Source organism: Citrobacter sp. Marseille-Q6884, assembly GCF_945906775.1.
Taxonomy (GTDB): domain Bacteria; phylum Pseudomonadota; class Gammaproteobacteria; order Enterobacterales; family Enterobacteriaceae; genus Citrobacter.
On sequence record NZ_CAMDRE010000001.1, the window covers coordinates 2,949,742 to 2,973,483 of the forward strand.

A 23,742-nucleotide genomic window follows, 5' to 3' on the forward strand; every position below is an offset into this window, starting at 1 on the left:
TACAGTTTCGTTGGCCAGGAAAAAGATAAATGGAACAAGCGCATACCCAGCTTATCGAGCAACTGAATGAACGCATTTCAGCGGCGGATAACACGCCGCTGTATATGAAATTCGCTCAAACGGTGAAGAACGCGGTGCGCAGCGGGATGCTGGAACATGGCAATATTCTGCCCGGTGAACGCGACCTCAGCCAACTGACTGGCGTTTCGCGTATTACGGTTCGTAAAGCTATGCAGGCGCTGGAAGAAGAAGGCGTTGTTACCCGTGCCCGGGGCTACGGAACGCAGATCAACAACATCTTTGAGTATTCGCTAAAAGAAGCGCGCGGTTTTTCCCAGCAAGTGGTATTACGCGGTAAAAAACCGAATACCCTTTGGGTGAATAAACGCGTTGTACCTTGCCCGGAAGAGGTGGCGCAGCAACTGGCGATTGCCGTAGGTAGCGACGTTTTTTTGCTCAAACGTATTCGTTATGTGGATGAAGATGCCGTTTCAATTGAGGAGTCATGGGTGCCTGCGCCGTTGATACACGATGCAGATGCCATTGGGGTTTCGCTGTATGACTATTTTCGCAGCCAGCATATCTTCCCGCAGCGCACACGTTCTCGTGTCAGCGCCCGGATGCCGGATGCGGAGTTCCAGTCGCACATTCAGATGGACAGCAAAGTGCCGGTGCTGGTGATAAAGCAAGTCGCGCTCGACCAGCAGCAACGGCCCATTGAGTACAGCATCAGTTATTGTCGCAGCGACCTATACGTTTTTGTGTGCGAGGAGTAACGCGTCACGCGAAGGCGCACAATCGCCGCCGCGATGCCCAACCACCCACGATCCTACCGCATTGCCAAGCAGTACCGCATCGGCCAGAGACCAGCCAGACGCCAGCCCGGCCAGCATTCCTCCGGCGTGGCTGTCACCTGCGCCAATGGTGTCCACGACCGTCGTGGGAAACGCCGCAACACGCCCGGATGTAGGCTCACTGAAATACCACGCGCCGTCCTTGTCATGACGAATTACTACCGGTGCCGCAAAGCGTTTCACCCATTGTGCGCCAAAACCTTCGACATCGGCGCTTAGCCCGAAACGTTCGGCGGCAATGTCTGCCTCCTGGCGATTCAGGGATACCAGCGGTCGGCAGGCCATAATGCGCATCATCAATGCATCGGGAATGTCGCCAATGCGCGGACCAAAATCGATGAACGGCGTGATCTCCTTCAACCCTTCCAGCCATTGCACTAACAGCTCACCGCACGGTGAAGCCAACTGGTAACCCGAAAGATACACCAGGCTTTGACGCGGAATATTCAGCTGTGCCAGCCAGTCAGCATTCCACTGATTTTCTACGCCGCTAAAGGACATAAAGGTACGTTCACCATCCGGCTCCACCAGCGCGAGGCACCAGCCATTATCGCCTTCGGCATTGTCGATCAGGCTGTGCAATCCCTCTTTTGCCATCCGATTGCGGATAATATCTGACCACACGCCCTGGCCTAACGGTAGCGCATTGCTGGCATCAATCCCCAGTCGTTTGAGGGCGACAGCTATGTTCAGCGCGCAGCCGCCAACATTGACGCCTTGCTGTTTCAGTTCGATGTCACAACCGCGCCAGGGAAGGGCATACGCATCGGCAATCACATCGATAACCGCCGCGCCCACCACCGTTACCGGTCGCTGGGTGTGCAACTGCGGAAGAAGTTCTTGCAGGCGCATGCTGCTCATAACGCCTCCCGCTGTTCGCGCAGACGCAGGAGGGACGTGGCATAGCGATGAAAATCCAGTTGATTCACCGTATCCAGTTCCTGTTTCAACAGCGGATCAATCGCGGCGGGACCGTGCAATGCACCGCAAATGGCCGTCGCCATTGCGCCGATGGTGTCGGTGTCGCCACCGAGATTGGCGCACAGAATCGCACAGCGGTTTGGGTCTGTCTGCGCCAGTTCCACCATGGCGATAGCGCAGGCAACGGATTCAATGGTGCTGGTACCGGCTCCAATCACCTGGTACAACTGCTCGCTGGCAGATTCTGCGCCATCTGCGTTGCGCACGATTTTCAACGCCAGCTCAAGACGTGCCGAAAGCGATGCGCTAAAGGTAGTGATGCGTTTTTGTTGGGCGTAAAGCGCAATTGCGGGCAGCGCCTCAACGATCTCAGACCATTTTTTTCCGTCGATAGCACGTGAAATGGCCCACGCAACCACCACTGCACCGGCCACGGCCAGATCCGATTTATGCGTCGGGCTGGAAGCCAGTGCCACGTCATCAATAAAGGCATCAAGGTCATGTACGGGCAGCAGACAACCCAGCGGTGATACGCGCATTGCCGCTCCGTTGGTGACACCGTTGTTTTCCAGTTCGGCCACTGGCTTACCGTTGCGAATGGCGTTGAGCGCAATCTTCGAGGTGGGGCCGAGCACGTTTTTATTGAAGGCATCAAACTGTTCTGCCCAGGCCAGAATGTTGCGTCCGATGACGTCTGGCACGATCTCCCCGTCGCATTCGATCAAGGCATCGGCCAGACACAGCGCCATCGAGGTGTCATCGGTGAACTCTGCCTGGTTAAAATAGCAGGCTGCATTATTTTCTGCCGGTCCGGGTAGAAAGCGGTCGATCCACCCAAAATGGGCTTTCACACGGGTTCTTGGCCACAGTTCCGACGGCATGCCCATCGCATCCCCTAACGCCTGCCCGTAAAGAGCACCGAGAATACGTTCTGCTTTCATTTTACTTCCCCTTGTTTCAACGCTATATCGCGATCGTCCACCTTAACGGCGGTGATTTCTTTATCCGATTCGCGAAAGAAAATCATAAACAGTACGGCAATCACGGCGATCATGATCGCGCCAAATCCCCACATGCCTGCCCAGTTAAAGGTGAGGCCATTGACGGGCTCTTTATAGGCAAACATTTTTTCCATCATGACCCCGCCCAGGCGGTAGCCCAGCAGGCTGCCGAAACCCTGGCAACAAAGGGTGATAAGCCCTTGCGCCGCGGTTCGCATATGTACTGGCGCTTTTTTATCGACATAGATATAAGCCGTGACGTAGTAGAAATCGTAACTGACGCCGTGCAACAGAATGCCGAGAAACAGGAGCGCGTAGGTGAAATATTCTTCCGCGCCACCGTAAACGAAAAATCCGTAGCGGATAGCCGCGGTAATAAGACCAAGCAGTAATACCTTTTTAATGCCAAAACGTTTCGTGAAGAACGGCAGTGCCAGCATAAAGAAGATTTCGGAGAATTGGCCCAGCGTCATCCAGCCGGTCGCGTTTTTCATCCCCACTTCTGTCAGGTAGCCGTTAGCGAAGATGTAGTAAAACGCCAGCGGCATCGCAAACAGGAACGAGCAGAAGAAAAAGACGAGGAAGTTTTTATCACGCAGCAGGATCAGGGCGTCCAGACCCAGCATGACTTTGAAATCCATCTTGCCGGTACTTTTGGGTGGCGTATCCGGTAAAAAGAAGGCGAACACGCCGAGTAACGCCGAGCTTCCCGCGGTGATGAGCAGCGGAATGTTCGTTGGCGAGATGTCGTTATAGCCGAGCATTTGGGGCAAGAAGCCGCATGCCAGACCGGAAGCAATCCAGCCGATGGTCCCCATGACGCGGATGCGGGGAAAGTCACGCTCGACGTCGGGCACGTTGGCAAAGGCGATGCTGTTCGTGAGTGCAATGGTCGGCATATAGGTCAGTGAATAGGCCAGTAACAGCGGGAAGAATCCGCCGAATGTCGTCTGCTGTGCCGCGAAATACATCAGAATAGCGCCGACGAACATCAATACCGCCAGTACCTTCTGTGCGGAGAAAAAACGGTCGGTGAGCGATCCCACGAAGATCGGTGAGAGGATCGCGGCAATGGCGGTACAGGCATAGGACCAGCCAATTTCACCGGCGGTAAAGCCGCTTTTATTCAACCAGAGCCAGAGCGGCACAAACCATGCGCCCCAGATAAACCACTCCACAAACATCATGAACGACAGCTTAACTGTAGTTTTCATCTTTAAATCCTTCATGACAGGTAAGGTATGCCGTGATAGTACCATTTGATAATACCTTTAAAATACCTTTATGGTCTAAGTTTGACCGTCGTAACATAATTTTCCCCTGAATCGATCCAGCGGAAACCGCTGAAAAGTGCGCAAAAGATGGAAAAAATGCGCAGTCAGTACCAGGCTTATTGCTGCCCGCAACAAGGCGGGCAAGGACAATCCACTTCCGGTAGTTAACCGGAACTTACGGGAGCATAGCTATGACTGATATTGCGCAGTTGCTTGGCAAAGATGCCGACAACCTTTTACAGCATCGTTGTATGACCATTCCTTCTGATCAACTTTACCTGCCAGGACATGACTACGTCGATCGTGTGATGGTCGATAATAACCGCCCACCTGCCGTACTGCGTAATATGCAGACGCTGTATAATACTGGCCGACTCGCCGGGACGGGGTATCTGTCTATTCTGCCGGTGGATCAGGGGGTGGAGCACTCAGCCGGAGCTTCATTCGCCGCCAACCCGTTGTACTTTGATCCGAAGAATATCGTTGAGCTGGCTATCGAAGCGGGCTGTAACTGTGTGGCATCGACCTACGGTGTTCTGGCTTCGGTATCACGCCGTTATGCACACCGGATTCCGTTCCTCGTGAAAATTAACCACAACGAAACGCTCAGCTATCCGAATACCTTCGACCAGACGCTGTATGCCAGCGTGGAGCAGGCGTTCAACATGGGCGCGGTAGCGGTAGGCGCGACCATCTATTTTGGTTCAGAGGAGTCGCGTCGCCAGATTGAAGAGATCTCTGCGGCGTTTGAACGCGCCCATGAACTGGGCATGGTGACGGTACTGTGGGCTTACCTGCGTAATTCATCCTTCAAAAAAGACGGTGTGGATTACCATGTTTCCGCTGATCTGACCGGGCAGGCTAACCACCTGGCGGCAACGATTGGCGCCGATATCGTGAAGCAGAAAATGGCGGAAAATAACGGTGGCTATAAAGCCGTTAACTTCGGTTACACGGACGATCGCGTATACAGCAAACTGACCAGTGATAACCCGATCGATTTGGTGCGTTATCAACTGGCGAACTGCTATATGGGTCGGGCAGGGTTGATTAACTCTGGCGGCGCAGCGGGAGGCGAAACCGATCTCAGCGATGCGGTTCGCACGGCGGTAATCAATAAACGCGCCGGTGGGATGGGCTTAATCCTCGGTCGTAAAGCCTTTAAGAAAACCATGGCTGACGGCGTTAAGCTGATTAACGCCGTGCAGGATGTGTATCTGGATAGCAAAGTCACCATTGCCTGAATCCTCGCGGATTGCTTCGGGTTAACGCAACAGCGGGCAATCTGGCGGTAGGCGGCAACGCAACGCGGCGGGCAGGATTTCAATATGAAATGCCTGTCCACCCAGAGGCTCGCCGTCGAGGTTAAAGGTGATTTCATGCGGGGCGCGGATATCAAACCACGATGACGCGCCATCAATGATGTTGGGGTTGTCATCGGACTGCGTTAACGTTGAAAGCAGTGCCGGAAGCAACTCTTCTCCGGTAAATATTCGCAGTTGCAGCAAACCATCGTTAATCAGCGCGGTAGGGCAAAGTTGCTGTCCTCCGCCCGCCTGACGCCCGTTACCGATGCCGATCACCAGCGCATCACCCTGCCAGCGAAAGCCTTCACCACGAATTTCGCAACTGTCAGGCTTCAGCGTGTCCATACGCATTAATCCATGAATAAAGTACGATACGCCACCCAGTGCGGCTTTGAGTTTTTCCGGCGTTTCAGTGGTGATCCGTGTACCGAAACCGCCCGTCGCCATATTGATAAAACAGGTTTTATCGTTGACCTGCACCATATCGATTTCAACGGCATTCCCGGCGATGGCCAGCTTTAACGCTTTATCCAGCGCGTCGGGGATCCCGGCGCTGGTGGCGAAGTCATTCGCGGTTCCCAGCGGTAATATCCCCAGAGCAGGAACCGGGTTAGCCTGAGAATGAATTAATGCGGTAGAGACCTCATTGATGGTGCCGTCACCGCCGCCGGCAATCACCGTGGCAACACCCAGTTGAATAGCTTCATCAACGTAGCGCCCGGCATCGCCTTTTTCCCAGGTGACACGAACATGAATTTCCACACCTTCATCGCGAAGCAGGGCAATTGCGTCACGCAAAGGGAGATTATCAGCACTTTTTCCGTTCAGGATCAGTAAGCTGGCAGGGAATGCTATCATCCTTTTGCCTCACTTTTATCGTTTTAACAAGTGTATGCCAGGAATGGAATTATGGTCCAGGAACTGACCGAAAGCGGGGGCGTTTAGATAAAAAAGCCGCAAACGCGGCTTTCTGAAAGGACAAGAATTACTGCGGGAACCACTGGTCGCTGATTTTTTGATACGTGCCGTCTGCTTTGATCGCTGCCAGCGCGGTGTTCAGTTTCTCCAGCAGGGCTTTGTTATCCGGGCGAACGGCAATGCCCAGACCGGTGCCGAAGTATTCAGGGTCGGTCACTTTTGCCGTTGCTGTGCCTAACTGAGGATTGGTTTTCAGCCACTCATTGACCACTGCGGTGTCGCCAAACACGCCATCAATACGGCCATTCTTCAGGTCGATGATCGCATTCTGGTAGCTATCGTAAGCCACAGTTTTCACTTCAGGATGTTTGTCCTGCAGATACTTCTGGTGCGTGGTGCCGTTTTCCATCCCGATACGTTTGCCTTTCAGGTCGGCAAAGGTTTTATAGGTGTCTTTTTTGGCAATCACCAGCGCAGAGTTTGCATAGTAAGGCTGGGTAAAGGCGACCTGTTTGCTACGCTCAGGCGTGATGTCCATCCCGGAAATCACCGCGTCATATTTTTTGAATTTCAGCGCAGGGATCAGGCTGTCGAAAGCATGATTGGTGAAAGTACAGTCAGCCTGCATTTGTTTGCACAATGCCGTTGCCAGATCGATATCAAAACCAACAATCTTGTTGCTTGCATCCAGCGATTCAAATGGCGGATAGGTCGCTGATACACCGAAATTAATTTTATCAGCAGCTGAGGCGCCAGCGGCGAAAGTAGCAAGTAATGCTGCCAGTACTAACTTTTTCATGGTGGAACTCCCGTCTGTCAATCTTATGATTATTCACCGTGTCTGCGGCATGGATTTACAATGCCATTTAATGAATTTATATGCAATAAAAATGATTAAGTATTTTTAAGGGCATAAAAAAAGACGGACAGTTGTGAGACTTGTCCGTCTTGTGTTTTGCAGTTTATGCAGTTAGCAGGGTTTATCCAATCTAATTGCGGTGTTCAAACGCCAGCGCTTTGCGTTCGATTAAGCGCATCATCAGCGTCAGTAGACCGTTAACGATCAGATAAATGACACCCGCTGCGCCAAAGACCATGACGTCATAGGTGCGACCATATAACAACTGGCTATAGCCCATGACTTCCATCAGCGTGATGGTATACGCCAGCGAGGTACTTTTGAACACCAGCACGACTTCGTTGGAATAAGAGGAGAGGGCACGTTTAAAGGCGTACGGCAACAGAATCGCCAGCGTATCCTTTTTGCTCATCCCCAACGCGCCGCAGGACTGCCATTGGCCTTCCGGGATTGCACGGATCGCGCCATAGAACAGCTGCGTGGTGTATGCCGCACTGTTTAACGACAACGCAATCAACGCGCACAACCACGGTTCGGACAGCAGATGCCAGAGCACCGGGTACTCCTGCAACGCAGGAAACTGCCCCGGTCCGTAGTAGATCAGGAAGATTTGCACCAGCAGCGGCGTACCGGTAAACAGCGTGATATAGGCGCGAACCAGCCACACCAGCACCGGCGTTTTCAGCGTCAGAATAACGGTGAAAATCAGCGCCAGAACCAGAGCCACCACGATGGACGCGACCGTTAGCGTCAGGCTGGTATGCAACCCTTTCAGCAATTCAGGTAAATACTCAAGCATCAGCCCGGTCTCCGTTCAAAACGTGTCGCGCGCAGGTCAATGCGTTTGAGAATGTACTGACTCACCAGCGTAATCACCAGATAAATAGCCGCTGCGACGATGTACCAGGTAAATGGCTCCTGGGTACGGGTCGCAATACTCTTGGTCTGCAGCATCAGATCGTTCACGCTGATAAGGCTGACCAGCGCGGTATCTTTCAGGAGCACCAGCCATTGGTTACCCAGCCCCGGCAGAGCATGGCGCCACATTTGCGGCATGACCAGCCGAAAGAAGATTGCCGTCTTCGATAACCCCAGCGCCTGACCTGATTCCCATTGCCCGAGCGGAACGGCTTTCAGCGCGCCACGCAGCGTTTGCGACGCATAGGCCGCATACAGCAATGACAACGCAATGACGCCGCACAGGAACGGGCTGACATCAAAGTTTTCGATCTGCATCTGAATGGGGATCTGTACGACCCCGAGATTGATCGTAAAACCATCCGCCAGCGTTAGCAGGAGCTGAGAGGAACCAAAATAGATAAACAGAACGACCAGAATTTCCGGTAGCCCGCGCAGGATAGTGACCAGCGCTGACCCTGCCCATGCCACCGGACGCCATTTAACGGACTCCCAGACGGCAAAAAACATGGCGAGCGCGAGGCCAATGATCAGCGCACAAACGGCAAGGCCGACGGTCATCCCGGCGGCGCTTGCTAAAGGAAAAAATTCATTCATCAAATATTACTTCTGGAACCATTTGTTGTAGATGGTTTCGTACGTCCCATCTTTCTTCACTTTTTCCAGTGCAGCGTTAAATTTCTGCTGCAGCTCGGTGTTGCCCTGGCGTACGGCGATGCCCAGACCGGTACCGAAATAGTCTTTATCCGTGACTTTATCGCCGATGGCGGTCAGTTTCGGATTGTCTTTCAGCCATTCGGTCACCACTGCGGTATCACCAAAGACGCCATCGATACGACCGTTTTGCAGATCGAGTTTGGCATTTTGATAGCTGTCGTACGGCACGGTGGTCACTTCTGGATGTTTATCCATGATGAATTTCTGGTGCGTGGTACCGTTTTGTACGCCGACTTTCTTGCCTTTCAGCTGGTCAATGCTGGTGAATTTACCCTGTTGACCCACAAACAGTGCAGAGTTGTCGTAGTAAGGGGTGGTGAACAGCACCTGTTTTTCACGCTCTGGCGTGATATCCATCCCGGCCATTACCGCGTCAAAACGACGGAATTTCAGGCTTGGGATCAGACTATCGAATGCCTGGTTGGTGAAGGTACAGGTGGCGTCAATCTCTTTACACAGCGCATTTGCCAGATCAACGTCAAAGCCCACGATCTTGTTATTTGCATCGATGGATTCAAACGGAGGATAAGACGCTTCGGTTGCGAAACGAATGGTTTGGGCTGCGGTAGCGGAAAGGCTAAAACCTGCGATTAGCGCGGCAATCAGAACTTTTTTCATTGTCATTGTCCCGAAACTTAGTGAGAGAGATAGTTTTTAAATGCTTCGGTTTGCGGGTTGGCAAAGCAGCTCGCATCCCCAAACTCGACGATATGACCGTTTTCCATATACACCACACGACTGGCCGTTTTACGCGCAACTTCCACTTCGTGGGTGACGATCACCTGAGTAATCTTGGTTTCCGCCAGCTCACGGATGATGCTGACGATTTGTGCTGTAATTTCCGGGTCAAGTGCTGCGGTCGGTTCATCAAACAGCAGTACCTGCGGTTCCATCATCAACGCACGGGCAATCGCCACACGCTGTTGCTGACCGCCGGAGAGATGCAGTGGATAGCGATCGCTGTAAGGCTTCAGTCGCAGACGTTCCAGCAATTTCTCGGCACGAGCCAGCGCTTGCTCCTTCGACAGACCGAGCACGCGGCAGGGGGCTTCAATCAGGTTTTGCTGCACGGTAAGGTGCGGCCAAAGATTATATTGCTGAAAGACCATGCCCACGTTCTGACGCAGCTCACGAATGGCTTTATCCGAAGGGGATTTGGTGAAGTCAAAACGGTTACCTGCAATAGAGAGCGTGCCCGAACGCGGCATCTCAAGCAGATTGAGTACGCGCAGTAGCGAGCTTTTCCCGGCTCCACTTGGGCCAAGTAACACCAGTGTTTCGCCCTGAGGGCAATCCAGCGTGATATCGAACAGCGCCTGATGTGCGCCATAGAAGCAATTAATGCCGTTTAATTGAATACTCATTGACACTCGTATACTGGCAGTCTGATAGCTATTGAAGCCGCAGATACTACCTTTGACAGAATAGTTATGCAATATTTATGCGTTAAAAGTTAAATGCAAACCGCATTCTTATCTAAACATAGCACAAAATAGCGAGGTCACCAGTGGACAAGGATAATTGTCGGCATTCTATGCAGAATGCCAGACAATTTATGGGGATTATAAGGTAACTGATTGAATAAATGGGGTTAACGATTTTCGACAGACTGGCGTAGCGTCCCGGCTGGAGCGTGTACGCTGCCTCCCAGGTAACGGACATCGTCCACGACCCAACATTGACCTTCATGGATCATCAGAACTTCATCACGCCAGGTCTGGGTACCCTGTTTCAACTCCACGCGCAGCGGGATATTGCGTGCATCACTATTCGGAATCGTCGATGCACTGGCTACGCTGGCGCTATCCGGTAACGTGGCGCGGCTGGAGAAGGGATCGCTGTTAAACAGCTCGCGGTGGGCGTTATCACGGCTGGCATCGGTCAGCAGTTTCGCCAGGTTGTCACTCAAATAGGGGCGAAGTGCGGTGATGTCATTGCTACGGTGCTGAATGCGGTAATCATAGAATTGCTGGGCTACGCTGTCCGGCCCGCCTTCCACGCATGAACCGCTACGAGGACCGTTATCTTTATAGGCAGGGGTGACAGTCGTACAGGCGCTGAGAAGTAATGCACAGGGAACCAGCAGAGAGAGTTTCGGGTAGCGCATAATGATTTCCTTATAAGCGTTCTACAACTACGATAATGAATTATCTCTTTTCAATGATAGTGTAACAACCCTTCCCTGGACATCTTTGAGGCAGTGGCTACCAGCCTCTGATTCATTATATCCACATGTGACTGGTTATTGTCGGTCATCCATGCACCCTATACTGTATAGACTATCTGTGCTTTTGCATGCCCAATCTGTGCGGCAATAAAATTGGGATTGGCGCCAGCGGCGAGTGACCTGCAGGCATAAAGCGTCATCGGTACAAATTAACAAAGCGATCCGTCAGGCAACGGTGATTGCCAGTATGGTGCCTGTAGTTTATTGCTAACGAAAGTGAAGAAGATGTACAGGAGGATGGCGATGTCTCAGCCTTACAACTGTTTTCTTCACCTACAAAAGCCCCACAATTTATAAAATTAGCAGGGTTTTTGTATTGCATCAGTCAAAGAGAAATTTCTGAGACGTGACCTTTATCTATAGAAGCGTAGTACCAGAATTCATCATTGATTTCTGCCTGCTTCAACTTCTCGAGATGAATATTCTTCAGTACGCCACTCACTGTTACTGAAATCTGTGACGTAAGAGGTTCCTGGCTGATGATGACTAAATCACCTTTGGTATTACTGTATGCTGTAGCATTGTTAGTTAACTTTTTCTGCTTGCCTGTCGCGATAACGGAAAAGTCAAATCCTACATTTTTTTTGTTAATAGCTTGAACGCCATAGTAATCACCGTAAACGGCAGGGGCGTGGTAGGAATCAAACTGGGCGCCACTATTTTGTAATTTTACAAAGTAGTAGTTGGGGATATCGAATATTTGTTTCCCGGTAGCTATTTCATGATTAATGACCCTTTGCCTTACTCTTTCCTGTCCATCTATTTTCTCGTATGTATGGTACATTAAATTATAAGACTTAGTGAAAGTTATACCGCATAATATGGTGACTACGACAGTACCGATTACGCCAGTTCTAACACCACTTGTTAATAATCCATGTGCCAGAAAGGAAATAGCGAACAGGAAGAACATAAACGTACCGTTCATAACCCTGGGAGGATAGGTCGGTGATGCGAACATGATTAATGATGTTCCCAAACCGACGCATATAACCAATCTCGCATAAACTAGATTGCCCCTATCAATTTTTACACGAATCTGCTTATTAAAAATAACCAGCATAACAAGTAGAAATAGAATGGTATAGCAAATCAATATAAGGGCCAGATGGGTATGGACTCTCTCAGTAATGTGAAAAGAAATACGTTCAAAAATAGGGCGTGCATACCATGCCCCCTCACTGCTGGCGCGGACAAAATTACCTGGTGAGAGAATTAAGATGCAGGAGCCTAAGATTGTGCTGATGCTATAGATAATCATATTTAAAGAAACTGATTTTTCTCGCCATATTTTAAAAATAATAGCAAGTATAGAGAGTAGGGATACAAATGGAGATACGCTCTCAGTAGAACAACCAGCCATAAAACTAAGAAGGACAATCAGTGGGTTTGTTTTTTTTATGTTTTTTGCTGTGATGTTGTAAATGTGAAATAACCACGCTGCGACAAATAGATTTGTCCAAAGGTAATTTGCTGCACCTACGGTCCAAAATGTTGTCTGCCCTAAGTTTGGATTAGAAATCCAGTAGGTGAAAAAGACTAGTGGAAATAAAATAAAGTCATGTTTAGACCAACGTAAAGTACCCGAAGGGGTTTTTACAATGAAGTAGCAGAATGCAATCGTGGAAAGTCCGGCAGCAACGGAGTATATAAATTGTGATTGTGTGGAAAGAATAAGTGAACTGATATAATCAGCGACGAACCGACCACTCCAGCTCATATAGTGATGGAAATGGGCTGCAGGTGATAGACCTAACAGATAATAACGGTAATCATCAGAGTGAAAGGGGGTGAACCATTTAATGGTAAAAATAGCAATAAATGCTAACAATACGATCAGTATTTTGGGTAATGACTTTAACATGATTATAATTACTCCATAGCCCGTTTTTTGCTTTTCAGGATGTAACGAGTTCTCTGCTTAACTTCTGTGTAAATTCTATCTATGTACTCATCTAAAACACCCACAATTTTCTGCTATTGAATACTGGAAATACCAGAGAAGTTTTCATTTCACTTCCCTAAAAATAATAAGTTTTGAATATAAAAAACCACTAAGAAGGCTGAGGGCAGAGAAAAATATAAGAGTAACAATGGGTGGGAGCGAGCATGAGTCAGCAGTCCAGCCAATAGCCGCACTAAGCGTTCCCATAAATCCTACATAAAGTATATATCTGGTTGTTGATGCAGTGGATTTGAACGTAAATTTAGCATTAATAAAAAAACTAAAACTGACCGCCACTGAAAAACCGACCACGTTTGCGAGAGCTTGGCTTTTGTGTAATCCGTAGACACACAAGGAAAATATGATCCAATGTAGTGCCGTATTAAGGACACCAATTGAAGCGTATTTTGTAAATAATTTTAACATTGCGAAAATTCATGGTTCAAAATTTCGTAAAGTTTATCAGATAGACCCTGATGATCATTAGAGCCATGGGTCATTTTAGGACTATCTAAATAGCTGCGAAAATCAGTAGATCACTTAGAGGGAACTTAATCTGGATTGTGCGAACTGATCAATCGCCAAATCAAAACAAATCAGCAACCGAACTAAGCAATGCCGACCATAACATTAATTCCAGTGATGGTTTTTTCGTAAGCATTTTTGGGGTATGTATAGGGCAAAACATCTTTTTTTTGGCAGAAAAGAACATATGAAATTCGATACCATTCATATGGTATCAAAGTGGAATTTCTGTAATGTGCTGAAAAATAATGTGTATTTTGAATTTCTTTAGTTATTTTTTAAAATATACAATTACATCATGTTCAATGATAGTGTATCGGTTCGATAATGCTTTTGAGATCGTGCTCTTAGCGCAATAAGGAGATTTACCATGCAGTTTTCGACCACCCCTACGCTGGAAGGGCAGAGCATCGTGGAATACTGCGGTGTGGTCACCGGCGAAGCCATTTTAGGCGCCAATATCTTCCGTGATTTCTTTGCGGGAATTCGCGACATTGTCGGCGGTCGCTCCGGCGCGTATGAAAAAGAGTTGCGTAAAGCGCGTGAAATCGCCTTTCAGGAACTCGGAGAACAGGCGAAAGCGCTGGGTGCAGACGCGGTCGTCGGGATCGATATCGATTACGAAACCGTGGGTAAAGACGGCAGCATGCTGATGGTCAGCGTCAGTGGCACTGCGGTGAAAACCCGCCGATGAAGCGTTTGTTGTGGCTGCTGGCATTGACGCTGTTACTGGCAGGATGCGCGAGCGAAAAAGGTATCGTGGATAAAGACGGGTATCAACTGGATACCCGCCGTCAGGCCCAGGCGGCTTATCCACGCATAAAAGTGCTGGTTATCCATTACACCGCAGACGATTTTGACTCTTCTCTGGCGACGCTGACGGATAAAAACGTCAGTTCGCACTATCTGATCCCGGCCGTGCCGCCGCTCTACCACGGAAAACCGCGTATCTGGCAACTGGTGCCGGAAAAAGATCTGGCCTGGCATGCCGGTATCAGTTTCTGGCGTGGCGCCACGCGGATCAACGATACGTCGATTGGTATTGAGCTGGAAAACCGTGGCTGGCAGAAATCCGCGGGGATGAAGTATTTTGCCCCGTTTGAGCCCGCGCAGATCCAGGCGTTGATCCCTCTGGCAAAGGACATTATTGCCCGCTACGACATAAAACCACAAAACGTGGTGGCGCATGCCGATGTTGCCCCCCAGCGTAAAGATGATCCTGGCCCTTTGTTTCCGTGGCGCGAACTGGCGGCACAAGGTATTGGTGCATGGCCGGATGCGCAGCGCGTGACGTTTTATCTCGCCGGGCGTGCGCCCCATTCACCGGTAGAAACAGCATCACTGCTCGATCTGCTATCGCGCTATGGCTACGAGGTAAAACCGGAGATGACGCCACGTGAGCAGCAGCGAGTGATTATGGCGTTTCAGATGCACTTCCGCCCGGCCTTGTGGAACGGCGTGGCGGATGCAGAAACACAGGCGATTGCCGAAGCGCTACTGGAAAAATACGGACAGGGTTAACGCGGCAATTTACCGTGGTCGCGTAGCCAGGCCGCGGTACGTTCAATACCTTCATCCAGCGTGATCACTGGCTGGTAGCCTAACTCTTCCTGGGCGCGGGTGGTATCCAGAGTAAAGTCAAAGTTTAGCTTCGAAACCCCGTAGTGCGTGAGCTTCGGCTCTTTAGCCGATTTGTTGCCCAGCCGTTCCATACTGCGCGCAATCATGTCCAGCATCGGATAAGGAACGGAGCGAATGCGACAATCAATATTGAGTTCGTCGATAAGCTTTTGCACGATACTGCGCAGGGTGCGATGCTCGCCATTGGTAATGTTATACGCGCGACCCGACGGTAGCTTATCGCAGGCTTCCTGACTTGCCAGCCACATCGCGTGAACGGCATTCTCATAATACGTCATATCCACCAGCGCGCTGCCGCCATGCGGTAACAGGATGCTGCCGTAGTGGTGCATCATGTGCGCCAGACGAGGAATAAAGACTTTATCGTGAGGGCCGAACAGACTTTGCGGACGCAGAACCGTAAAGCGGGTTTGCGGGTTGGCCTGGGCCAGCAGTGCAATAACGTCTTCACCTGCGGCTTTACTGCGGGCAAATTCGTTGGCGAAGCGATGGGGACGGAAGTCCTCTTTGATATCGCGATGATGGTGATAATCAAAGTAGAGTGACGGTGAGGAGATATGAATAAAGTTACGCACGCCCCAGGCGACGGCCCATTCACCCAGACGGCGGGTCGCGCGGACATTGGCCAGATCGAAGGCTTCCTGCGTTCCCCACGGCGAGGTAAAACTGGAGCAGTGCCACAGCGTATCAATGCCTGCGAGCATGACTTTCGCCTGCGAAGAGACCAGCTCGGTCAAATCCGCATGCACAAATTCTGCACCCATTTTCTCCAGCAGCTTACCCATCGCTTCGTTGCGACCGGTGGCTCTGACGCTGATGCCTTTATTGCGTAAAAATTCTACCGCGTTTCGGCCCAAGCCGCTGGTGGCTCCGGTAACCAGTACCTTCATATCAATCCACTGTGTTGAATAAAACTTCGTGCGCATTCTTCCGTGAATCACGCCTGTATGCAATGGGAAACTTGAAAGAATACAGCCTCTTTTTGCCTTTAATCTGTGATTTGTTCTGCAAGTTTCGCGATGCGCCTGGCCATCCCCCTGAAAATGAACAGATGAGCCGGGATCATCAGCAGCCAGTAGAAAAGGCCCGGCATGCCATGAGGATGCCACCAGGCGCGAACGTCAATACGGCGGTGGCTGCCTTTATCTTCCAGCGTAAAACTCAGGCGACCCAGGCCCGGGGCCTTCATACCAAACAGCAATGTGAGCTGCTTTTCCGGCTCGACGATAATGACTTTCCAGCTATCAACGGTATCACCGACCTGTAAAAGTGGACGCTGCGGCCGACCTTTTGCCAGCTTATGTCCCACTAACAGATCCATCGCCGCGCGCGTTTTCCACAGAATATTGCCAAAGAAATAACCTTCTTTGCCGCCGAGTCGGTTCACCACCTGCCACAGTGCGCTGAGGCTGGCGGAAGTATTCACGCTAAAACCGGCCTGCTTGGCGAAATAGCCATATTCAGGACGCCAGCGTGCGAAGGCTTGTGCGTCGTAACCCCAATCACTGGAGTTGACCAGCTTCTCTTCTTCTTTGAGCGTACTGCGTACCGCATCATCGAAGGTGATCAGCTTTTGCGGGATCAGCGCACGGAGTTCGCTGTCATCGGCCAGCAGATCGTGTTTTAGCCCCTGTATCAGCGCTTTTGCCGTCGTCGGAGGAACCGAGGTGATCACATTTAAAAACCAGACGGAGATCCAGCGAGTGGGAAAGGGGATCGGGATGAGCAGGCGATGCTTGCCGCTAACTGCCATAAAATGCTCGAACTGTTGCTGGTAGCTTAATACCTGTGGCCCTGCGGCTTCGAGAATACGATGTTCGCTTGTGGGGTGATCCAGCAAGGCGACCAGATAGTGCAGCAAGTTTTCCAGTGCAATTGGCGTGGTGCGTGAACGTACCCAGCGCGGCGGCGTGAGTACGGGCAGGTTGTAGACCATGTCACGCATCACTTCAAACGCGGCTGAGCCTGCCCCTACGATGATTCCCGCCCGTAACTCCGTCACGGGCACACCGGAGCCGCGCAGGGTGTCTGCCGTTATCTGGCGGGCGCGCAGATGATCGGATTGCTCATGTTTAGGCGCCTGCAATGAACTGAGGAAAATCAGTTGCTTAACAGGCGTGTTACGCAGCGCATCACGGACATTCAGTGCGACCTGACGCTCGTGGGCGATAAAATCGCCGCCTTCGCCCATCCCGTGCACCAGATAATAGACCGTATCGACTCCGGTCAGCAGGGGAAGCAGGTTATCCGGCCAGTTGAGATCGATCTTATGGCAACTGACGTTGACCAGTTGTTGCTTTTCCAGCCGCTCAATGCGACGTGCCGCCGCCAGAACCTGATGCCCTTGCTGGCTGAGCGCTTGCACCAGATGCTGACCAATGTAGCCACTGGCACCCAGAACCAAAATCCGTTGCGGCACGCCCATCTCCTTAGCGGGTTAAAAAGGCGCGCCAGTGGGCGACGACTTCAGCAAGTTGTTCACGCGAGGCATCAAGATGCATCACCAGGCGCACGATCGGGGAGGCGTTAATCAGTACATCATGCGCTTTCATATACTCGCCCAGTGCGGTGGCATGCTCTTCACCGACGCGGACAAACAGCATATTGGTGTCGTGACGCATCACATCTGCGCCCGCTTCACGCAACTGCTCTGCCATCCAGGCCGCGTTGTCATGATCGTCCTGCAAACGCGCCACGTTATTTTTCAGCGCATACAGTCCGGCTGCCGCCAGAATTCCGGCCTGACGCATCCCGCCACCGGTCATTTTACGCCAGCGAATGGCACGTTTAATGTAGTCATGGCTACCGACTAACAGCGAGCCTACCGGCGTTCCCAGCCCTTTGGAGAGACAAATGGTGAACGAGTCGCAATATTGGGTAATCTCTTTCAGCTCGCAGCCGTAGGCGACAACGGCGTTAAAAATACGTGCGCCATCAACATGCAACGCTAGATTTCGCTCACGGGTAAATTCCCAGGCCTCCTTCAGATACTCACGGGGCAACACTTTACCGTTGTGGGTGTTTTCCAGACTGAGCAGGCGCGTACGGGCAAAATGGATATCGTCCGCCTTGATTTTGGCTGCCACTTTATCCAGTGGCAGAGAGCCGTCCGGGGCAGCATCAATGGGCTGCGGCTGAATGCTGCCGAGCACCGCGGCACCGCCTGCCTCGTACAAATAGTTATGTGCCCCCTGGCCTGCGATGTACTCCTCACCCCGTTCACAGTGGCTGAGTAACGCAACCAGGTTAGCCTGGGTACCGGTCGGTAAGAAAATCGCCGCTTCTTTGCCAGAAAGCTCAGCGGCGTATTGTTGAAGGGCATTGACGGTAGGGTCATCACCGTACACGTCGTCCCCGACCGGGGCGGTCATCATTGCTTCGAGCATGGCGCGGCTCGGCCGGGTAACGGTATCACTGCGTAAATCGATCACGGGCATTCCTTGTAATGTGAGGTAATGCCCTCTGTTTTACCTGAGCCAGTTGGTTTTCGCCAGTTCGATCACCTCATCGCCGCGTCCACTGATGATCGCGCGCAGCATATACAGGCTGAAACCCTTCGCTTGTTCGAGTTTGATTTGGGGGGGAATGGCCAGTTCTTCTTTCGCCACGACCACATCAACCAGTACCGGGCCATCGATAGACATTGCTCTTTGCAGCGCTTCATCAACCTCCGACGATTTTTCCACGCGAATACCGGTGATCCCACATGCTTCGGCAATGCGCGCAAAGTGGGTATCGTGCAGTTCGGTGCCGTCGGTCAGATAGCCACCGGCCTTCATCTCCATCGCCACAAACCCCAGTACGCTATTGTTGAAGACAATAATTTTTACCGGCAGCTTCATCTGTACGACCGAAAGAAAATCTCCCATCAGCATACTAAAGCCGCCATCGCCGCACATGGCGACCACCTGACGTCCAGGGGCTGTTGCCTGCGCGCCCAGCGCCTGGGGCATCGCATTCGCCATCGAGCCATGGTTAAACGACCCGAGCAGACGACGTTTGCCGTTCATTTTCAGATAGCGTGCTGCCCAAACGGTAGGCGTGCCGACATCACAGGTAAAGATCGCATCGTCGGCGGCAAAATGGCTGATTTGCTGTGCCAGATACTGCGGGTGAATGGCTTTTTCACTGGGTTTGGCTAAATCATCCAGGTCTTTGCGCGCATCACGATAGTGCTCCAGCGCTTTATCTAAAAACTGGCGGTCAGTTTTCTCTTCCACCAACGGCAGCAAGGCGCGAAGTGTGGATTTAATATCGCCCACCAGCGCCATATCGACCTTACTGTGCGCGCCAATGCTTGCCGGATTAATATCAATCTGAATAATTTTGGCGTCGGCCGGATAGAACGGGCGATAGGGGAATTGCGTACCGAGCAAAATCAGCGTGTCGGCATTCATCATGGTATGGAAACCCGATGAAAAACCAATGAGACCGGTCATACCTACATCGTACGGGTTGTCGTATTCCACATGTTCTTTCCCGCGCAGGGCATGAACGATGGGCGCTTTGATTTTAGCGGCGAACTCGACCAGCTCCTGATGGGCTCCAGCACATCCGCTGCCACACATCAATGCGATATTGCTGGAATAGCGCAGCAGTTGCGCCAGTTTTTTAATCTCTTCTTCTGCTGGCGTGACCACGGGTAACGGTGCGTGATACCAGTGAGTACTGGCGCTTTCCGGGGCTGGTTTTAATGCGACGTCACCCGGTAAAACCACCACCGAGACACCGCGGTTTAATACCGCTTTACGCATGGCAATGGCCAGCACCTGTGGGATCTGTTCAGGGCTGGAAACCAGCTCGCAATAGTGGCTACATTCGCGGAACAACTCTTGCGGGTGGGTCTCCTGAAAATAGCCGCTGCCAATCTCACTGGAGGGTATATGCGCGGCAATGGCCAGAACCGGCACGTGGTTACGGTGACAATCAAACAGGCCGTTAATCAGGTGCAGGTTGCCCGGACCGCATGAACCGGCGCAGACCGCCAGTTCCCCCGTCAACTGCGCTTCTGCGCCGGCGGCAAACGCGGCGACTTCTTCATGACGGGTCGGCATCCAGTCTATCGTCCCCATACGATTCAGACTGTCGCTAAGGCCATTCAGTGAGTCACCCGTAACACCCCAAATACGTTTCACACCCGCTTGTTCAAGGGTTTTAGCGATAAAAGCGGCAACCGTTTGTTTCATGGTTTTCCATCTCCTTTAATGTGATACCGGTTACAAGTTTAGATGAAGATAAGGGTTCTGCTTTTCATTCCCCCTTATTTTCGGCAGCTTACATTTCATGCAGATAAAGCGTAATTTGGCTGTAGGCATGGTAAAACAAGGAATAAATTCAAATGGTTACAAAACTATTAAACGCGCTAAACAGAGCGTTGACGCATGAAGACGCTGGCAAGCTTTTGTTACGCCTCGCAGTTGGCGGGCTGATGCTGTTTCACGGGTTACATAAACTTTTTGCAGGTATTGATGGCATCAGCGGCATGCTGGTTGCCAAAGGTTTTCCTGGCTTTATCGCTTATGGGGTTTTGCTGGGCGAGGTTCTGGCTCCGTGCCTGATTATTCTTGGGATTCTGACGCGTCCGGCAGCATTAGGATTGGCGTTTACGATGGTTGTCGCGTGGCTGATGGTTGGGATGGGGGAAACCGGGTCGCTGGATAAAACGGGCGCATGGGCGATTGAAAGTCTGGTGTATTTTTTTATTGGCGCACTGGCAGTGGCGTTTTTGGGCGCGGGGCGTTTCTCCGTCGTGAAAAATTCGGCCTGGCGGTAGGTTGCCATCCGGCTGTCAATGCAGAGGCGGGAAGGGATGAATATCTCTGCTCGCCTCTTAATGTCATCAAGCCGCTAGTCAATCTCACCGCTTCCCCACAGTTTCCGCCGACGCCCCACGGTGCGTTGCGTCAGTGCATTTGCCATGGCGGCACCTATTTCGGCGCAGACCACCAGTCCCTGAATAAAAGGACGGTCGTGCATTAACCACGGCAGGCCGCCAAAGGCGATGCGATTGCGGGCGCTCTCCGGTGCTTGCAGCGTGTAATCTTCACCGATATCCGGGATCTCATCGCCACAGGCGAGGAGCTGATGGCGTAACGTTGGAAATGGGATATCTTTGCTCTTCAGGGCTTTCTGCCCTCGGGCATCGATAAAGACATCAAATTCGCTACGCTGGTTATTGTGGTCGATAACCGTCATTTCCTGCTCATGCGTACGCGCATAATCCGGCCCCAGCGCCAGGATCTCTATCAGACCGGCGTCGTGCAGGGCCAGTAGCCGGCGGATGGACTCAGAAGGGATTGCTGCATAGTTATCGATAAACACGCGCGCCAGGCCACGCTTGAAGCGTTTTTCATCGGCATCGTCAAGATGAGGGACGATGGGTTCGATAACTTCGTGTAGACGCAGCAGGGTATAACGCCATGCGACGGTGTGCTGCTCTTGTTTGTTGCGTTCAACTTCCATCAGGTTGCGTTTCGCCCAGTCAAAAGGATCGTGGGTGATCCTGTCGGCAAAATAGACCCCGGAGAACGTATCGGCTGTCAGCGTCTGGAGCGCGACCTGCCGACTCCACTGGGGTGCTGCGTCTTGCAGTTGTTCCACGATAAGCTGGAAGATACGATCCAATAGGCCTTTTTGGCCCTGCGCTATAGCGTGTTCAACCGCCTGCCCGGTGGCGATATTGAGCGGTTCATAGGGGAGAGGACAGTAGAAATCGGCCTCTGGCAGGACGCCGGTGCGCGACATCAGGGTGAGCTTCAGATTTTGACTTCCGGGGCTGCGTACAAAATGAACAGAATTGTCAGTATCGGTGTGAAAGGTACCATGTTGACTGACCACGGCCACCGCCGCGTCGATAGCGCTGAGCGAGGTGCCCAGGATACCCACCCGGCAGGCATTAATCTTCGCCTCCATCAGGCCGGTCCACGGGTTGGGAAAAAATTTTCGCCCCGGGACATCCTTTTCAGGCCACAGATGACCGGTGGCAATCACCGCAAAATCTACCCTGACTGGTGCACAAGCGTGGTTGATCCACAGGGCGATGCCGTCCGGGGTCGCCTGCAGATCGGTGACTTCACTGGATTCACTTACACGGATCTCAAAACCGGTTTGATGCGCCTTATCGACGATGGCTAAAAAGCGATCGCGATAATAGTCGCCGAGGATCACCCGGGGTAAAAATTGCCGCTCATGCAAAGACGTGCGTTCAATATCAAATTGCGCCAGGTAGTCATCGCTTTGGTTCTGTAACCACGTCAGATAACTGATGTAAATCGGTGGGATCTCAATGCTGGCAATGTTTGCAAGCATATGTTCTGCGGCATTGTCGCTGCTGTAAGGCATGCCCACGCCGGCTTCCTTTGCTTGCTCATAGAGCTGTATCTCCAGCGGTTCACCGCGTTCAACCAGAGCATGAAACGTATAGATGCCTGTGGGGCCGACACCGATGATGGCCACTTTTTTCATGGGGTTCCTTTTTGGAAAGCGCAATCTTACGGTTGGCGTTTTGCTACGTCTGCGAAGAGTAAGTGTGGCCGATAAATTGACGGGGGAAGGGGTTATTTTGCTGAGGTGGGTAGGGAATCAGGAATTTAGCAACGCCTGGCCGCGTAAAAAAAAGGCCGCCCGATATCACCAGGCAGCCTTTTTTACATTACATACCGACGCATTACGCCAGCACTAAATCGCCCTGCGGATGGCAGGAACATGCCAGCACATACCCCTCGGCAATTTCTGCCTCTGTTAGCGTCATGGTACTGCTCACCGTGTAATTGCCGTCTACCACTTTGGTTTTGCAGCAACCGCAAACACCTGCGCGGCACGCGGCGACGATCGGCATTTTGTTGCTTTCCAAAGCTTCCAGCAGCGTGGTGCCTACCGGCGCATAAAACTCTTTCGCGGGCTGCAATTTGGTGAACTTCAGACCGCTGGTGGCGGCTTCCGCAACCGGGGTGAAGAACTGCTCTTTAAAGAAGCGTGTTACGCCAAGCGCTTTCACCTCTTTTTCGACCAGATCCATGTACGGCGCCGGGCCGCAGGTCATCACGGTACGTGAAGTCAGATCCGGTACGTTTTTCAGCAGTTCGGTGGTCAGTCGGCCGGAAACAAAGCCATGGGTCGCGTTGTTTTCAGCGACTAACGTCACCGGATACTCACGCCATTCGTCGGCAAATATCACATCCTGCGGCGAACGTACGTTAAAGATCACCTGCACATCGGCCTGCGGACGGTACTTTGCCAACCAGCGACGCATGGACATGATTGGCGTAACACCACAGCCAGCCGCCAGCATCAGGAACTTGTCTTCCGCTTTATCTTCACAGGTGAATTCACCCATGGCGTCGGACAGCCAGATATAGTCGCCGCGCTTCACGTCGCGGGTTAACCACTGTGAACCTGCACCGTCGTCAATCCGGCGGATGGTCAGCGTAATGTATTCGCTAACCCCCGGCGTTGAGGAGAGGGTATAGGCACGCAGCGTGTCCGCGGAGTGACGCACGCTAACCAGTGCATACTGCCCGGCACGGTAGGGATAATAATCGTGGCACAGCAACGAAATTGTCCATACATCCGGCGTTTCCTGATGGATGTGATGAACCTGCATCCGCCACGGGCACTGATGGGTTGGCATTGTCAT

At 51.8% G+C, this 23,742-nt stretch carries 23 protein-coding genes; 5 read left to right on the forward strand and 18 right to left on the reverse strand.

All coding sequences use genetic code 11. The annotated features are described in order from the left end of the window. Positions 1–29 precede the first annotated feature (29 nt). Positions 30–776, forward strand: a complete 747-nt coding sequence (locus tag N7268_RS13950; protein WP_260863342.1) for a GntR family transcriptional regulator — start codon at positions 30–32, stop codon at positions 774–776. Here the strand turns inward: N7268_RS13950 and N7268_RS13955 are convergent. From N7268_RS13955 to N7268_RS13965, 3 genes are read right to left on the reverse strand one after another with little or no spacing between them, the layout of a single operon-like run. Further along, positions 750–1,715 (reverse strand): PfkB family carbohydrate kinase, encoded by a 966-nt coding sequence (locus N7268_RS13955; RefSeq protein WP_260863343.1) that lies wholly within the window; start codon positions 1,713–1,715, stop codon positions 750–752. The genes N7268_RS13950 and N7268_RS13955 overlap by 27 nt on opposite strands. Next, positions 1,712–2,716, reverse strand: a complete 1,005-nt coding sequence (locus tag N7268_RS13960) for an ADP-ribosylglycohydrolase family protein (protein ID WP_260863344.1) — start codon at positions 2,714–2,716, stop codon at positions 1,712–1,714. The genes N7268_RS13955 and N7268_RS13960 overlap by 4 nt, the downstream gene beginning before the upstream one ends. After that, positions 2,713–3,990 (reverse strand): nucleoside permease, encoded by a 1,278-nt coding sequence (locus N7268_RS13965; RefSeq protein WP_260863345.1) that lies wholly within the window; start codon positions 3,988–3,990, stop codon positions 2,713–2,715. The genes N7268_RS13960 and N7268_RS13965 overlap by 4 nt, the downstream gene beginning before the upstream one ends. A gap of 251 nt (positions 3,991–4,241) precedes the next feature. On the opposite strand from N7268_RS13965, the gene fbaB reads away from it, so the two are divergent. Continuing rightward, entirely contained in the window at positions 4,242–5,294 is a 1,053-nt protein-coding gene (gene fbaB, locus N7268_RS13970; protein ID WP_260863346.1) for a class I fructose-bisphosphate aldolase, read from the forward strand. A gap of 21 nt (positions 5,295–5,315) precedes the next feature. Here the strand turns inward: fbaB and yegS are convergent, their stop codons facing one another. The 9 genes from yegS to N7268_RS14020 form a co-directional block, all read right to left on the reverse strand. After that, complete coding sequence (gene yegS, locus N7268_RS13975; RefSeq protein WP_260863347.1) at positions 5,316–6,215, reverse strand: lipid kinase YegS; 900 nt, start codon at positions 6,213–6,215, stop codon at positions 5,316–5,318. Between the two features lie 127 nt (positions 6,216–6,342). Further along, positions 6,343–7,074: an arginine ABC transporter substrate-binding protein ArtJ gene (gene artJ, locus N7268_RS13980; protein ID WP_198904624.1), complete on the reverse strand. Its 732-nt coding sequence runs from the start codon at positions 7,072–7,074 to the stop codon at positions 6,343–6,345. Between the two features lie 190 nt (positions 7,075–7,264). Continuing rightward, complete coding sequence (gene artM, locus N7268_RS13985) at positions 7,265–7,933, reverse strand: arginine ABC transporter permease ArtM (RefSeq protein ID WP_003840185.1); 669 nt, start codon at positions 7,931–7,933, stop codon at positions 7,265–7,267. Continuing rightward, positions 7,933–8,649, reverse strand: coding sequence for an arginine ABC transporter permease ArtQ (gene artQ, locus N7268_RS13990; protein ID WP_198904623.1), 717 nt, complete (start codon positions 8,647–8,649; stop codon positions 7,933–7,935). The genes artM and artQ overlap by 1 nt, the downstream gene beginning before the upstream one ends. Positions 8,650–8,655: 6 nt before the next feature. Continuing rightward, entirely contained in the window at positions 8,656–9,387 is a 732-nt protein-coding gene (gene artI / locus N7268_RS13995; protein WP_198904622.1) for an arginine ABC transporter substrate-binding protein ArtI, read from the reverse strand. A gap of 17 nt (positions 9,388–9,404) precedes the next feature. Next, positions 9,405–10,133: an arginine ABC transporter ATP-binding protein ArtP gene (gene artP, locus N7268_RS14000; protein WP_198904621.1), complete on the reverse strand. Its 729-nt coding sequence runs from the start codon at positions 10,131–10,133 to the stop codon at positions 9,405–9,407. A 227-nt stretch (positions 10,134–10,360) separates the two neighbouring features. Next, positions 10,361–10,876, reverse strand: a complete 516-nt coding sequence (locus tag N7268_RS14005; protein ID WP_260863348.1) for a lipoprotein — start codon at positions 10,874–10,876, stop codon at positions 10,361–10,363. 445 nt (positions 10,877–11,321) lie between these two features. Further along, positions 11,322–12,860 carry a DUF6056 family protein gene (locus tag N7268_RS14015; RefSeq protein WP_260863349.1) on the reverse strand — a complete coding sequence of 513 codons (1,539 nt, stop codon included), beginning with the start codon at positions 12,858–12,860 and terminating at the stop codon, positions 11,322–11,324. Positions 12,861–13,004: 144 nt separating this feature from the next. After that, positions 13,005–13,367, reverse strand: a complete 363-nt coding sequence (locus N7268_RS14020) for a GtrA family protein (RefSeq protein ID WP_260863350.1) — start codon at positions 13,365–13,367, stop codon at positions 13,005–13,007. A gap of 469 nt (positions 13,368–13,836) precedes the next feature. Between N7268_RS14020 and N7268_RS14025 the strand changes: the two genes are divergently transcribed. Continuing rightward, positions 13,837–14,160, forward strand: coding sequence for a heavy metal-binding domain-containing protein (locus N7268_RS14025; protein WP_001160725.1), 324 nt, complete (start codon positions 13,837–13,839; stop codon positions 14,158–14,160). Next, positions 14,157–14,987, forward strand: a complete 831-nt coding sequence (locus tag N7268_RS14030; protein WP_260863351.1) for an N-acetylmuramoyl-L-alanine amidase — start codon at positions 14,157–14,159, stop codon at positions 14,985–14,987. Before N7268_RS14025 ends, N7268_RS14030 begins: the two co-directional genes overlap by 4 nt. Here the strand turns inward: N7268_RS14030 and N7268_RS14035 are convergent. From N7268_RS14035 to poxB, 4 genes are all read right to left on the reverse strand, one after another. Then, positions 14,984–15,997, reverse strand: coding sequence for an NAD-dependent epimerase/dehydratase family protein (locus N7268_RS14035; RefSeq protein ID WP_260863556.1), 1,014 nt, complete (start codon positions 15,995–15,997; stop codon positions 14,984–14,986). The two genes, N7268_RS14030 and N7268_RS14035, sit on opposite strands and share 4 nt — an antisense overlap. Positions 15,998–16,095: 98 nt before the next feature. Further along, positions 16,096–17,526 (reverse strand): SDR family oxidoreductase, encoded by a 1,431-nt coding sequence (locus N7268_RS14040; protein WP_260863352.1) that lies wholly within the window; start codon positions 17,524–17,526, stop codon positions 16,096–16,098. A 10-nt stretch (positions 17,527–17,536) separates the two neighbouring features. Further along, the gene (gene ltaE / locus N7268_RS14045; protein WP_260863353.1) at positions 17,537–18,538 is read right to left on the reverse strand and encodes a low-specificity L-threonine aldolase; all 1,002 of its coding nucleotides are present in this window, start codon (positions 18,536–18,538) and stop codon (positions 17,537–17,539) included. A 36-nt stretch (positions 18,539–18,574) separates the two neighbouring features. Next, positions 18,575–20,293: a ubiquinone-dependent pyruvate dehydrogenase gene (poxB, locus tag N7268_RS14050; protein ID WP_260863354.1), complete on the reverse strand. Its 1,719-nt coding sequence runs from the start codon at positions 20,291–20,293 to the stop codon at positions 18,575–18,577. Positions 20,294–20,445: 152 nt separating this feature from the next. Between poxB and N7268_RS14055 the strand changes: the two genes are divergently transcribed. Further along, positions 20,446–20,880 (forward strand): DoxX family protein, encoded by a 435-nt coding sequence (locus N7268_RS14055; protein WP_260863355.1) that lies wholly within the window; start codon positions 20,446–20,448, stop codon positions 20,878–20,880. 74 nt (positions 20,881–20,954) lie between these two features. On the opposite strand, the gene N7268_RS14060 is transcribed toward N7268_RS14055, so the two are convergent. Beyond that, positions 20,955–22,571, reverse strand: a complete 1,617-nt coding sequence (locus N7268_RS14060) for an FAD-NAD(P)-binding protein (RefSeq protein ID WP_260863356.1) — start codon at positions 22,569–22,571, stop codon at positions 20,955–20,957. A gap of 202 nt (positions 22,572–22,773) precedes the next feature. Then, a complete protein-coding gene (gene hcr / locus N7268_RS14065; RefSeq protein ID WP_260863357.1) occupies positions 22,774–23,742 on the reverse strand; it encodes an NADH oxidoreductase in 969 nt (322 codons plus the stop codon).

Excerpts from the sequence above, each read along its gene's own strand:
- N7268_RS14055 (WP_260863355.1), top strand. The coding sequence starts at position 20,446 with ATGGTTACAAAACTATTAAACGCGCTAAACAGAGCGTTGACGCATGAA.
- artI (WP_198904622.1), bottom strand. The coding sequence starts at position 9,387 with ATGAAAAAAGTTCTGATTGCCGCGCTAATCGCAGGTTTTAGCCTTTCC.
- artQ (WP_198904623.1), bottom strand. The coding sequence starts at position 8,649 with ATGAATGAATTTTTTCCTTTAGCAAGCGCCGCCGGGATGACCGTCGGC.
- N7268_RS14025 (WP_001160725.1), top strand. The coding sequence starts at position 13,837 with ATGCAGTTTTCGACCACCCCTACGCTGGAAGGGCAGAGCATCGTGGAA.
- poxB (WP_260863354.1), bottom strand. The coding sequence starts at position 20,293 with ATGAAACAAACGGTTGCCGCTTTTATCGCTAAAACCCTTGAACAAGCG.
- artM (WP_003840185.1), bottom strand. The coding sequence starts at position 7,933 with ATGCTTGAGTATTTACCTGAATTGCTGAAAGGGTTGCATACCAGCCTG.
- N7268_RS14030 (WP_260863351.1), top strand. The coding sequence starts at position 14,157 with ATGAAGCGTTTGTTGTGGCTGCTGGCATTGACGCTGTTACTGGCAGGA.
- artP (WP_198904621.1), bottom strand. The coding sequence starts at position 10,133 with ATGAGTATTCAATTAAACGGCATTAATTGCTTCTATGGCGCACATCAG.
- N7268_RS14060 (WP_260863356.1), bottom strand. The coding sequence starts at position 22,571 with ATGAAAAAAGTGGCCATCATCGGTGTCGGCCCCACAGGCATCTATACG.
- N7268_RS14005 (WP_260863348.1), bottom strand. The coding sequence starts at position 10,876 with ATGCGCTACCCGAAACTCTCTCTGCTGGTTCCCTGTGCATTACTTCTC.
- N7268_RS14035 (WP_260863556.1), bottom strand. The coding sequence starts at position 15,997 with ATGAAGGTACTGGTTACCGGAGCCACCAGCGGCTTGGGCCGAAACGCG.
- fbaB (WP_260863346.1), top strand. The coding sequence starts at position 4,242 with ATGACTGATATTGCGCAGTTGCTTGGCAAAGATGCCGACAACCTTTTA.
- N7268_RS13950 (WP_260863342.1), top strand. The coding sequence starts at position 30 with ATGGAACAAGCGCATACCCAGCTTATCGAGCAACTGAATGAACGCATT.
- N7268_RS13955 (WP_260863343.1), bottom strand. The coding sequence starts at position 1,715 with ATGAGCAGCATGCGCCTGCAAGAACTTCTTCCGCAGTTGCACACCCAG.
- yegS (WP_260863347.1), bottom strand. The coding sequence starts at position 6,215 with ATGATAGCATTCCCTGCCAGCTTACTGATCCTGAACGGAAAAAGTGCT.
- N7268_RS13960 (WP_260863344.1), bottom strand. The coding sequence starts at position 2,716 with ATGAAAGCAGAACGTATTCTCGGTGCTCTTTACGGGCAGGCGTTAGGG.
- hcr (WP_260863357.1), bottom strand. The coding sequence starts at position 23,742 with ATGACAATGCCAACCCATCAGTGCCCGTGGCGGATGCAGGTTCATCAC.
- N7268_RS14020 (WP_260863350.1), bottom strand. The coding sequence starts at position 13,367 with ATGTTAAAATTATTTACAAAATACGCTTCAATTGGTGTCCTTAATACG.
- artJ (WP_198904624.1), bottom strand. The coding sequence starts at position 7,074 with ATGAAAAAGTTAGTACTGGCAGCATTACTTGCTACTTTCGCCGCTGGC.
- N7268_RS13965 (WP_260863345.1), bottom strand. The coding sequence starts at position 3,990 with ATGAAAACTACAGTTAAGCTGTCGTTCATGATGTTTGTGGAGTGGTTT.
- N7268_RS14015 (WP_260863349.1), bottom strand. The coding sequence starts at position 12,860 with ATGTTAAAGTCATTACCCAAAATACTGATCGTATTGTTAGCATTTATT.